The organism is Candidatus Borrelia fainii, assembly GCF_027925085.1.
In the GTDB taxonomy this organism is placed as follows: domain Bacteria; phylum Spirochaetota; class Spirochaetia; order Borreliales; family Borreliaceae; genus Borrelia; species Borrelia turicatae.
This window is the reverse complement of the sequence record NZ_AP027070.1, coordinates 346,502-358,918: the sequence shown is the minus strand read 5'-3', so window position 1 is coordinate 358,918 and position 12,417 is coordinate 346,502. Positions and strand designations below refer to the sequence as shown.

The following is a 12,417-nucleotide window of genomic DNA, read 5'->3' as shown; positions in this document are numbered from 1 at the left end:
TTTTATTGAAAATAAAATTTATAGATGCCTCATTTTTTTATTGTAAGATCATAAGTTTATTTAGACTTGCATTTAGATTTTTCAAAGCCACAGACTTACTTGATTCTTGGCAGAAATGGAATGGGAAAAACTACTTTACTTAAGTTTGTTAGTAGGCTTTTAAACCCATGAAAAGGAGAAGTTTTATTTAATTCTTTAAAAGTTTTTCCAAGAAATCCTCTAAATTTAGTGAATTTGTTTTTTGTGCTTAAAGAATTTGATTTATTCAGTATTTCTTTAAATGATTATTATAGGTCTTTGTATAAGTTTTATCCAAATTTGAGTGAAAAAGATTTTAAAGAGTACTTGTTGAAATTTGAAATAGATATTAACCTAAAGTTTGGCTCCTCTTCTTATGGCCGAAGAGAAAGCAATAATACTCTTTTTCTTTGGCTACAGATATTCCTATTTTGATATTTGATGAACTAACAAATGGTCTTGATATTGCTTCAAGAGATGTTTTTAGATATGTTATAAGTAATTTAAAAAAATAAAATAGTTTTTATTACAGGGCATAATGTTAGAGATTTAGTAAATATTGTAGATCCTTTAACCATTATTGGTAATAATAATATTCTTTTTTCGAATTCAGTTTCTTATATTAATAATAACTATAAAGTTAAGATTGTAGATAAATTAGAAGGAGAAGAGCTTTATTATGAAAAAGTAAAAGATAGATTAAAGGCGCTTTATTTTGAGAGTGGTTTTTGTGATGATAAGTTTAAAAAGATTTTTTTTGTTATTTAATTTTGATTTTTTCTGTCGTTTCAATTTTTTTAGTTTTTCCTTTAATTTATATTTTTTTTAAAATTTATGGATTTACTAATTTAATTGATTTTCTCTTTATTAATAGCGAATTGTTTTGTTTTGTGTATATTATCATTAGCTAAATCCTTTAATTTACTGCTAGTGACATATAAAAAGAAAAACTCAAGGTCAACATTATGTCAATATGCAATATGTTTGATCATTATAAGTCGATTCATGATTTGCTTAAAAGATGTATTTTATTTATCTCTGTCTGTTTCTACTCTAGAGAGATATTTGTTTTTTTTATTTTGTTATATTATTTTGTTAGTACCTATTTATTTAAAATTGGGAACGATTTTGGTGGTTGGGGAGAGTATTATTTTATTGAATTTATTTGTATGCTTTTTGCAGGATTGATTTATTTTTATGCATATTTCATTCTTAAAAATTTGGGAAATTTGAATACTAAAATTAATTTGAGCATTTTAGTGGGATTCATATCTTTTTTTGTTGGCATTTTTAACTATTTTTGTGTACGTATTTCATTTTTAAAATTTGGTAGTTATTATTTATTTGGATTGAGTGAATGTTGATTTTTATAGCTATTATTTTTTATTAAAATGATATTTTAAGAGTAATGTTTGTTTATGCATAAATTGTATTATGTGGAAAATTTATTTTTGTAAGGATAAAGAGAATATTATTCTTAAATTTATAAATTTTTTTGTAATTATATATTAGCCTTACAAGATTGTTGTGGTGTTAAAGATTTTGATTAAGGTGATTTTTAATCGTTGGTATTGGTTGTTTGAACTTATTTTTTTGGGAGGATTTTAATGATAGATAACTTAAAAATTTTGGTGGTAACGGGTGGTGTGATTTCTGGAATAGGTAAAGGAGTTACATCTGCAAGTATCGCACGGTTATTTAAGGATAATTTGAAGATAACACCAATTAAATGCGATGGTTATCTAAATACTGACCCTGGTACTATAAATCCTGTTGAGCATGGAGAGGTTTTTGTTCTTGATGATGGTGGAGAAGTTGACATGGATTTTGGTCATTATGAGAGATTTTTAAATCTGAATTCTAAGTCTAATTGGAATATTACTATGGGAAAAATATATAAGAATATTCTTGAAAATGAGAGACATGGGAAATATTTAGGGAGAACTGTACAGCTTATTCCTCATGTTACTGATGAGATTAGGGAGACGATTTTTAAAATTGCCAAAGAAGAGAGCAGTGAACTTCTAGTAATTGAGATTGGTGGTACTGTAGGAGATATGGAAAATATTTTGTTTATTGAAACAATGAGACAGATAAGATATGAAATTGGGAGTGATAATATTGCTTTTGTACACTTAACTTATATTCCAAGTCCTGTTGGAATAAATGAGCAAAAGTCTAAGCCTACTCAGCAAAGTGTAAAAACTTTAAATAAAGCTGGAATTTTCCCAGATTTAATTATCGCAAGAAGTTCTCAACTTTTAACAAAACAGATGAGACAAAAAATAGCAATGTTTTGTAATGTCGATACTTCATCTATTATTGATAATACTGATGTTTCAACTATTTATGAAATACCCATTTCTTTTTATAAACAGGGATTACACGAAATTTTGGGTTCAAAGTTAAAAATAAATGTTAAGCCCAAGGTGAATGGGCTTGAGCGATTAGTAGGCATAATAAAGAGAAATCTTGTCTCTCCTCAAAGGATTGTAAATATTGCTATTTGTGGTAAATATACTGAGCTTGGTGATTCTTATGCATCAATATTTGAGTCTTTAATCCATGTGTCTGCTAATTTAGATATTTTAGTTAAAACAACTGTAATTGATAGTACTAATTTTGATGAAGGGATGTTAAAGGGTATAGATGGTATAATAGTGCCTGGTGGATTTGGGGGAAGAGGATATGCAGGTAAGATTCGTGCAATTAAATATGCTCGTGAGAATAATATTCCTTTTCTTGGTATTTGTCTTGGCATGCAACTTGCAGTAATTGAGTTTGCGCGTAATGTTTGTGGAATATTTGATGCTGATACTGAAGAGATTTTATCTGAAGGTAATTTTATATGCAGTTCTATAACTCCTGTTATTCATTTATTGCCTGAGCAAAAGGAACTTAAAGATAAGGGTGCTACAATGCGGCTTGGAGGCTACCCTGTTTTATTAAAGAAAGATACACTTGCTTTTAAACTTTATGGAAGTGAGATGATCGTTGAAAGATTTAGGCATAGGTATGAAGTTAATAATGATTATCTTGATTCGTTTAATAATCATGGATTTATTGTATCTGGATTTTCTGATGATTTTCGGATAGTAAAAATAATGGAAATACCAAAGAATAAGTTTTTTGTGGCTTGTCAATTTCATCCTGAGCTTGTTACAAGACTGGAAAATCCGTCTAAGCTTTTTGTGGGTTTAGTAAAAGCATGTCTTTGATTTGTAAGTCATTTTATTTTGATTGGTTTATTTAATGTATCTCATATATTTAGTATAGTTGGTATGTGAATTCTTTTAAGATATTTTGTTAGGGGGATAATATGAAGGAAAGTGATATTAAAAAGACAATTTCGATGAAAAGGTTAGTTAAATATTTCTTTGATGAGCTTAAATATAGAATGAAAATACCTTGTTTTAGACCAAATAGTAGAAGTATGAGTAAAAAGTATATACTTCTTAATCTTTTAAGAAAAATAGCTAATCTGCCATTTAATAAACAATATGAAATTGAAGAACAATTTCCTCTTGATATTTCAGGAAAAGGCATACTTACAGATGCAGTGCTTATTAAGAGATTAGATTATAAGAGGTGTGTTATTACTGGTATTATTGAGGCAAGAGCAGAGCATGTTGATCTTGAGTATGAACTTAAGCGGTTTATGATTCGAAGTGGTAAGATTAATGTTCTTTTTTGGCAACCCAAAAGAACTATTTTAAAGCAAGATGAAGACTTAATCATATTAGATGCAGATGATATTTTTAAACTTGATAATGATTTTTATTTGCCAGTGATTAAAGAAAAGTTAGAAAATTTTATTAATATTTTTATGAAATTTTTCTCTTATGAAGATGTTTTATTTGAGTATAATGAACTATATAGTAGGTATTCTTTAGTTAAAAATAAGTAAAATTTGTTATTTTTAATATATGCAATTTTATTGAGGATATGGATAATCTAATTTGGATATTTTATATTAAATTTAATTTTAAAAGTTCGTGTTAAAATATTTTTTGTAAGTGTTTTTTCTTAATTTATTATCTTTTAAAGGAGCATTAAATTAAGTTATTTTTATGTTGTTAGAAAATTATTTTTTGTGGTAAAATTTTTTCATGTATAAATTTTCATTTTTTGGTAAGAAAAAAGCTGATATGTCTAATTCATCTAAGGACGAATCTTTGAAAAATATAGAAGATGATAATCAATCTTTAAATGTGTGTGAATATAAAGTGCTTGTTAAAGAGATGATACAAGGATTTTATCATGCTAGGTCTTCTATTAGTAATATATTAGTTCGTATTGAATTTTTATATAAAAACTTGTTCTTTAACTTTGGAAATATTGATAAGATCTTTGAATCGCTTATTGAGAAGACAAATAATACCCGTAATCAAGTGAGTGTTATTTTTGAAGATATTGAGAAGAATAATGAAGAAAAATTGAAAAGGGTTAGTGCTGTTATTGTAGGTGTGCAAGGAAGTTTGGAGACTATCAATAGTTTTTTAGGTGCAACTAATATGATTTCTCTTAATGCTAAGCTTGAAGCAGCAAGAGCAAAAGAGTATGGAAAAGGGTTTTCTGTTGTTGCTGATGAGATTAAACGACTCTCAGATCAGGCAAAGAGTGTTATGAGTATGATTTCTGTTAAGGAAATTGAACAAGTATCTAAGGATTTAATTTCTAAAAATATTAAGGAATTGCAATTAGATATTGATAATTTTTTCTCAAATTTGATTGTAGAACTTATCTCTCTTGGAGATTTATTTAAACATTTTGTTAGTCAGCAAAATGAATTTTCAACGTTAGTTAGTGAGCTTGAAAATGTTGAAGCTAGTGTTTCTTATTTAGCAAGGAATTGTGATTCTTTGTCTAGTTTTGAAATTTTTATGTATTCTAATGATGAATTTTTAAAAGAATTAGAATTTAGCATTTCAGAACAAATGTCTTGGATGAGTATCGTAAGAGCAATTGTTGAAAATCAAAAGAGCATGCCCATTCAAACTGATCCTATGAAACATGGATTTGGGTTATTTTATAAGGGACTTATTCCAAGGGTTTTAAAAGTTAGAGCAGTTTGGGAAGATATTTATTCTTGTTATTTAAATATTCATAAACTTGTTGTTGAGATAGTCAAAGTATTTGTACAAGATAGTTTTGATGATGTCGATTTGAGGCGCGCAAAGGATTTGTTGGTACAAGCTGAAGGTTTATCAGATGAAATTGTTAGCAAACTTGAATCTGTTAAAAAAATAGTGGTTGAATGTGAAAATCAGGGTATTAGTATTTTTGCATAATTTTGTAATTCATTATTCTTTTTAGTCTTATTTTTTTTAAGTGGTTTAAGTTTAATATTTAAAGGTTTATTATATTTAGTATTTTGCTTTAGGTTAAAGTATATCTATTAAAAATCAAGTTTTATTGTGGTAAAATAAGTGTAGGTATGGATTTAAAAGTTAAGTTTGTTCATTTGCATGTACATTCAGATTATTCTCTTTTAGATGGAGCAGCCAAGATTACAGATATTGTGGCAAAGGCGAAAAAATGCAATATGTCCCATATTGCATTAACAGATCATGGCAATCTTTTTGGTGCTGTGAAGTTTTATAGAGAAGCAAAAGGGGCAGGAATAAAACCCATCATTGGTATGGAAGCTTACATGTCAAGTACTTCAAAGCATGTAAAAAAAAATGATGAGCTTGGAAGACCTTATTATCATTTAATTTTTCTTGCAAAGAATGAATTAGGCTATAAGAATTTATTGAAATTGACAAGTGTTTCTTATCTTGAGGGATTCTATTATCGCCCAAGGATTGATAAGAAAGATATTGAAAAATATTCAGAAGGACTTATTTGTACGTCTGCATGTATTGGTGGGATCATTCCTCAATTAATTCTTGCAAATAAATTTGATGATGCAAAGAATGAAATTCTTTGGTTTAAGAGTGTTTTTGGTGATGATTTTTATCTTGAACTTCAGCGTCATGGGATTAAACAACAGGATATAGTTAATGAAAAATTAGTCGCTTATTCTAGAGAGTTTAATGTTTCACTAACTGTGTCTAATGATTCTCACTATGTAAATAAAGAAGATGCAACAGCTCAAGATATTATTGTCTGCATTGGAACGGGTGCTAAGAGAAGTGATCCTAATAGACTTAAAATGGAGACTGATGAGTTTTATCTTAAAACCCAAGAGGAGATGTGTAAACTCTTTAGGGATTTGCCAGAAGCTTTAGCAAATACTTTAAAAATTGCTGAAAAATGTAATGAGTTTGAGATTAAATTTCCAGGTCCTATTTTTCCTGAATATCAAGTACCTAGTGAGTTTGATACTCTTAGTCAATATTTAGAGCATTTAACACTTGAAGGTTTAAAGTTTAGATATGCAAATGTAACTGATAGCATTAAAGAGCGTGCTTTTTATGAGCTTTCAACAATCATCAAGATGGGATTTGAGGCGTATTTTTTAATTGTTTGGGATTTTATTAAATTTGCACATGATAGAGGTATTCCTGTTGGCCCTGGGCGTGGCTCTGGGGCTGGTTCTATTGTTGCGTATGCTCTTAGAATTACTGATATTGATCCTTTGAAATATAGTCTACTTTTTGAGAGATTTTTAAATCCTGAACGTGTATCCATGCCTGATTTTGATATTGATTTTTGCTTTGAAGGTAGAGATGAAGTTATAAAGTATGTTACAGAAAAATATGGTGAGGATAAGGTTGCACAGATAATTACTTTTGGAACCTTAAAGCCTAAGGCTGTATTTAAAGATGTGGGCAGAGTGCTAGATATTCCTTTTGCAGAGTCTAATGAACTAACTAAGCTTATTCCCGATGGTCCAAAAGTTTCCTTGAGAGAAGTTTTCAAAGATAAAGCTTTAAAGGCATATTTAAATAAGGGATCTGTTTATAATGAGTTGATGGAAGCAGCTCTTGTTCTTGAAGGCATGAATCGATATGTCTCAACTCATGCGGCAGGTATTGTGATTTCTAGAACTCCTTTAACAGATTATGTTCCACTTTATAAGGATTATAAGCAAAACACGGTTTCTACACAGTATAGCATGGACTTGTTAGAGGATTGTGGTCTTGTAAAGATGGATTTTCTTGGACTTAAGACATTGACTTTAATAAAGAATGCAGAAAATCTTATTAGGATTACTAATCCTAATTTTAGCATTGCTAATATTTCTGATAGTGATGTTAAGACTTTCAAAATGCTTTCTGAGGGACGTAGTGCATCTGTTTTTCAATTTGAATCTGAAGGTATGCAGCAAGTTTTAAAAGAAGCAAAACCTGACAGTATTGAAGATTTAATTGCTTTAAATGCACTCTATCGACCAGGTCCTATGCAGTTTATACCTCAATTTATTGCAGCTAAGACAGGAACTAAGCGGATTAGATATCCTCATCCAGATTTAAAAGAAGTTTTAAAGCCAACTTATGGAGTTATTGTTTATCAAGAACAGGTAATGGAAGTTGCAAGGATTATTGGTGGGTTTTCTCTTGGTAAAGCAGATATCTTAAGACGTGCAATGGGGAAGAAGAAAGAAGATGAGATGAATAAAATGAAGGTCGATTTTATAAAAGGAGCTCTTAGTAAAGGTTATGATGAAACTCTTGCAAATGACATATTTGAGCTTTTAAAACCTTTCGCTGGTTATGGCTTTAATAAATCTCATGCAGCTGCGTATTCTTTAATAGCTTATCAAACAGCATATCTTAAGGCTAATTACCCTGAGAATTTTATGGCGGCCAACTTGACTAATGAGATTAATAATACTGAAAAGCTGTCTTATTATATTGAAGAAGCGAAGTCGATGGAGATCAATGTTTTAAAACCCGATATAAATCAGTCTTTTAAAGAGTTTAGTGTAGTGGGGTTGAATATTTCTTATGGTCTTAATGGGATTAAGAATATCGGGGGGTTGATAGTTGATCTTATAATTACTGAGAGGCAAAAAAATGGGAAATATAAATCTTTTGAAGACTTTATTAGAAGAGTAGATGATAAGGTTATAAATAAAAAATTTCTTGAGGCCGCAATAAAATCTGGACTTTTTGACAGTCTTGGTCAAAATAGAAAAACACTTTTTCAAAATCTTGATAAATTAATAGATTTTGTAGTAAAAGATAGGAGTGATAAAAAACTTGGCCAGAATAGTTTATTTGGCTCTATTGACTCTCAAGACGCTATTCAGCAAAGTTTTAATTATCATGTATTTGAGGAATATTCTTATCCTGAACTTTTAAGATTTGAGAGAGAGCTTTTAGGTTTTTATGTATCTGGGCATCCTCTTGACCATTATAAATCCGAACTAGAACGTTTTACGAATTTTAATGTTTTAAAAGATCTTGCTGTTAAAAAAGATACTACTGTTAAATTTGCTGGTAGTCTAAATGTGGTAAGAGTTATTCGTACTAAGAAAAATAATGCTAGGATGGCCTTTGGAGTTATTGAAGATTTTAAAGGTGAGATGGAGATTATAGTTTTTGCTGAAAATTATGAAAAATATAATCATTTATTGATTGAAGGTGATGTGATTGGTGTTATAGGGAAGCTTAAATTTGAGAGAGATAAATTTTCAATAATTGTTGAAAAAGTTTTAAGTATTGAAGAAATTTCTGTAAATAATGTGAATAAGATTAATAATCTTCATATTAAATTTTCTAATGAGAGACTGGGTGATTCTCATCTTCTTTATTCTTTAAAAGATAAAATCTTTAATTTTGAAGATAATACCGGGTTTTCACATGTTTATCTTTATTTAAAAAATGATGATAGGAGCTTGAAACTTAAAATGGATTTAACTTTAAATTTTAAGCCTGATAAGTTTAAACTTAATGAGTTAAGATGTCATAAAATAGTGGAGGATATTTGGTTTGATTAGGAGGATTAGTTGTGATAATAGAGACTTTAATTGTGTTTTTAAACATTTATAGAATTTTAATTTTGATTAGAATTTTTCTTAGTTGGCTTGTATCCTCAGGAATTAATACTAGTGCTTTTTTTAGATTTATATATAATTCAACAGAGCCGTTTTTATCTATTTTTAGAATGATTCGATTTTTTCGGTTTGGTATATATGATTTTTCACCAATTGCAGCTTTAATTACTCTTTCAATAGTTGAAAAAATGTTATCTTACGGTGATTATAAACTTTCTACATTTGTTATGTTGTTTATTATTGAAGTTTGGGGGATATTGAGAAGTATTTTTTTTGCTCTTATCTTTTTCTTTGTTTTAAGATTAATATTTTTATTTTTACACTTATTTGATGGTACTGATTTCATGAGAAGCGTTGATTCATTTTTAATTCCCTTGTCTTTTAAGATAAGCAATATGGTTACAGATAAAAATATGTCTTATACTATTAATTTAATTGTAGCAGGAGCATTGTTGTTGGCATTTATAATCATTTGTGAGCAAATTATATGGGCTATTAGTATTTTAGGTTTTTATTTACCTTTTTAGGGATTATTCATGTTTTTACATGAATTTCAATATGATTTACAAGGTATAAGTGGTCTTGGTAATAGGGGAATTGATAGATTACATAATCTTAACATTACAAATATCAAAGAACTTATAGAATATTTTCCTAAAAAATATGAAGATCGTCAAAATATAAAAACTTTTCCAGATCCACTTGAGGTGAGAATTTGTGAACTCATGACAGTTTTTGTTGTTTTGGAACATAGAAATTTTGGGAGTAATTCTAAGAAAAATTTAAAAATTATAGCTCAAAGTGAAAATGATGAAATATTTGAAATTCTTCTTTTTAATAGAGGTTTTTTAGAAGGGGTTTTTAAGATAGGTCAAAAATTCTATATTTATTCTAAATTTAACTACAATGATTATACTCAAATGTGGAGTTGTTCTAATTTTGATAGTGAAGTGTTTAGTTATAATCCTGAAAGGTTTAAAAAAATTATGCCAGTTTATTCTCTTGGTGAAGGACTGACTTTTAAAAAGATGTCATCTTATGTAAAAGAAGCTCTTATTTATTTTTTAAAGTTTGGGAAGTCAGATATTCCTGGTTTTTTGATAAATAAGTATTCATTATTGTCCCTTCATGAAGCTTTAAATGAAATTCATTTTCCAACTTCCCTTGAAATGCTTAAGAGAGCAAAAAAGACTTTGATTTATAGAGAAATTTTTTTGCTTCAGTTTTTTTCAAGAGGGAAAAATTCTTTGGTTTTTTTAAGGAAAGAGAAGCATCTACCTATGAATTTGCTTGATCAAGTTGTTTTGAAATTGCCATTTAGGCTTACAAAAGATCAGGAAGTTGTAATTAATGAAATAATTGATGATCTTAAAAGTAATAAACCAATGAATAGATTATTGCAAGGTGATGTTGGAAGTGGCAAGACCCTTGTTGCGTTTCTCTCTAGTGTTCCTCTAATTGAAGCTGGGTATCAAGTTGCATTGATGGCACCTACTGATCTTTTGGCACGGCAACATTATAATAATATATCAAATGTGTTAAAAGATTTTAATGTTTCAATAGCTCTTTTAACTGGTAGTTTGAAAACGAAAGATAGAAATGATGTTTTAGAAAAAATTCAAAATGGTACTTATAGTTTAGTAATTGGGACTCATGCTATCTTTTCTCAAAGAACAAAATTTAAAAAATTAGCTTATGTTATTATTGATGAACAGCATAAATTTGGCGTTGAACAAAGAGAAAAGCTTAAAAATAAGGGGGAAGAAGTTGATATGCTTTTAATGTCAGCAACTCCTATTCCTAGAAGCTTAGCTTTGACTCTATTTGGTGATCTTGAGGTATCTTTAATTAAGAGAGGTCCTGCAGGTCGAAGACCTGTTGTTACTTATTTAGCAAAGCATGGCAATGAGGATAAGGTATATGAATTTTTAAAAAATGAGCTTGGAAAAGGACATCAGGTTTATTTTGTTTATCCTTTAATATCATCTTCAGAGAAGTTTAATTTAAAAGATGTTACTAGTATGTGTTTAAATCTTAAGAATATTTTTGTTGAATATTCTGTTGCAATGATTCATTCTAAGCTTGAATCTCATGTTAAAGAAGAAATTATGCGTGATTTTTATTTGAAAAAAATAGATATTTTAGTTTCAACAAGTGTTATTGAAGTTGGTATTGATTGCTTAAATGCAACTTGCATCGTAGTAGAGCATGCTGAGCGTTTTGGACTTTCTGCTTTGCATCAAATTAGAGGGCGTGTTGGTAGGGGTGACTTAAAGTCTTTTTTATTCTTACTTTATAAGGAACCTTTAACAGAAGCTGGAAAATTTAGACTTAAAACTATAAAGGAGAATCTGGATGGTTTTAAAATAGCAGAAGAAGATCTTAAATTAAGAGGTCCTGGAAATTTATTTGGTCTTGAGCAAACTGGTTATTTGAAACTTAAGATAGCTGATTTTGTTGAAGATAAAGAAGTCATAAGTTTGATTAGAGAAGAACTTAATATGTATTTTTTTAATAAAGTTTTTTATGATAAAGCAGATATTAAATTATTAGATAATCTTTTAGCCTCATATTTAAGATTTGTTGGTAAAGAAAATTAATATTAGTTTGTATATTTTTGAATTAACTTTGAAAGTTCTTTTTTATGTTCATGCCAAAACTTGAAAAGTTTATACTGTAAATTGTTGAAGTATTTTTTTTGCAAAATGCATGCTTGTTTACCAATATACATGTAATGCCAAGGCTCTGATTTATAACCAGTTTCTATTTCATGATCTTTAGGATATGATAATGAGAATCCATGCTTGAATGAATTTTCATAAAGCCATTTACCCGCTTTTGTATTTAGTAAATTATCATCTATTTGGATGAAATCTATGGTTGTTCCTAGTTGGTGTTGTGAGTGATCAGGAGTTGCTGATTGGATTTTTGCTAGCTTAAGTCCGTAAGTTTTTACATTATGTTCAAATAAAAATTTTTGATATTCTCTTGTTCTGTATGCTGACACTATTTTTATTTGTAAGCCATTTTTTCTTCCTGCCTTTACAAGATTAGTTAAGTCGTCTATTAATATTTTTCTTAATTTTAAGCTTTTTTTTCCAATGTTTTTTAATTCTTTGAAATCTTTCAAATAAACTAAATCAGTTAAATTATATCCTTTAGGAATTGGGATTTCTTTGTTTACAAGTATTAAGAGATCATTCTTTTCTGCTTCAAGTAGTGGTTTAAGTTCTTTTATAAATTGAATAGGTTTTTCTTTTATTTGTTTTTGATAAGATTTATCTAAAATTTTTATAATTTTAAATAAACTTTTTAAGTCTTCTTTTGATATTGTGTTTGCTTGTAAAGTTAAGTTATTAATTAATAGTATTAGTGAAAATATATTTAATGCTCTCATAAAAATATAATTATATTATATATATAATTAATATATATAATTAATTTGTTTTCGT

At 28.4% G+C, this 12,417-nt stretch carries 8 protein-coding genes and 1 pseudogene; 8 read left to right on the top strand and 1 reads right to left on the bottom strand.

Annotation, left to right across the window (positions count from 1 at the left end; translation table 11 throughout):
* Positions 1–5: 5 nt before the first annotated feature.
* From QMG63_RS05735 to recG, 8 genes and pseudogenes are all read left to right on the top strand, one after another.
* Positions 6–786: pseudogene (locus QMG63_RS05735) on the top strand (ATP-binding cassette domain-containing protein).
* A 311-nt stretch (positions 787–1,097) separates the two neighbouring features.
* Positions 1,098–1,382, top strand: coding sequence for a hypothetical protein (locus QMG63_RS01545; protein ID WP_281861089.1), 285 nt, complete (start codon positions 1,098–1,100; stop codon positions 1,380–1,382).
* A 243-nt stretch (positions 1,383–1,625) separates the two neighbouring features.
* Positions 1,626–3,236, top strand: a complete 1,611-nt coding sequence (gene pyrG, locus QMG63_RS01540; RefSeq protein ID WP_281861088.1) for a glutamine hydrolyzing CTP synthase — start codon at positions 1,626–1,628, stop codon at positions 3,234–3,236.
* 101 nt (positions 3,237–3,337) lie between these two features.
* Positions 3,338–3,925, top strand: a complete 588-nt coding sequence (locus QMG63_RS01535) for a hypothetical protein (RefSeq protein ID WP_281861087.1) — start codon at positions 3,338–3,340, stop codon at positions 3,923–3,925.
* Between the two features lie 202 nt (positions 3,926–4,127).
* Positions 4,128–5,309, top strand: coding sequence for a methyl-accepting chemotaxis protein (locus QMG63_RS01530; protein WP_281861086.1), 1,182 nt, complete (start codon positions 4,128–4,130; stop codon positions 5,307–5,309).
* Positions 5,310–5,455: 146 nt separating this feature from the next.
* On the top strand, positions 5,456–8,908 hold the full coding sequence (dnaE, locus tag QMG63_RS01525) for a DNA polymerase III subunit alpha (protein WP_281861085.1): 3,453 nt from the start codon (positions 5,456–5,458) through the stop codon (positions 8,906–8,908).
* Positions 8,909–8,919: 11 nt separating this feature from the next.
* Positions 8,920–9,492 carry a YggT family protein gene (locus tag QMG63_RS01520; RefSeq protein ID WP_281861084.1) on the top strand — a complete coding sequence of 191 codons (573 nt, stop codon included), beginning with the start codon at positions 8,920–8,922 and terminating at the stop codon, positions 9,490–9,492.
* 9 nt (positions 9,493–9,501) lie between these two features.
* A complete protein-coding gene (gene recG / locus QMG63_RS01515) occupies positions 9,502–11,565 on the top strand; it encodes an ATP-dependent DNA helicase RecG (RefSeq protein ID WP_281861083.1) in 2,064 nt (687 codons plus the stop codon).
* Positions 11,566–11,567: 2 nt separating this feature from the next.
* Here recG and QMG63_RS01510 read toward each other — a convergent pair whose 3' ends face one another.
* Positions 11,568–12,362: a M15 family metallopeptidase gene (locus QMG63_RS01510; protein WP_281861082.1), complete on the bottom strand. Its 795-nt coding sequence runs from the start codon at positions 12,360–12,362 to the stop codon at positions 11,568–11,570.
* Positions 12,363–12,417 lie beyond the last annotated feature (55 nt).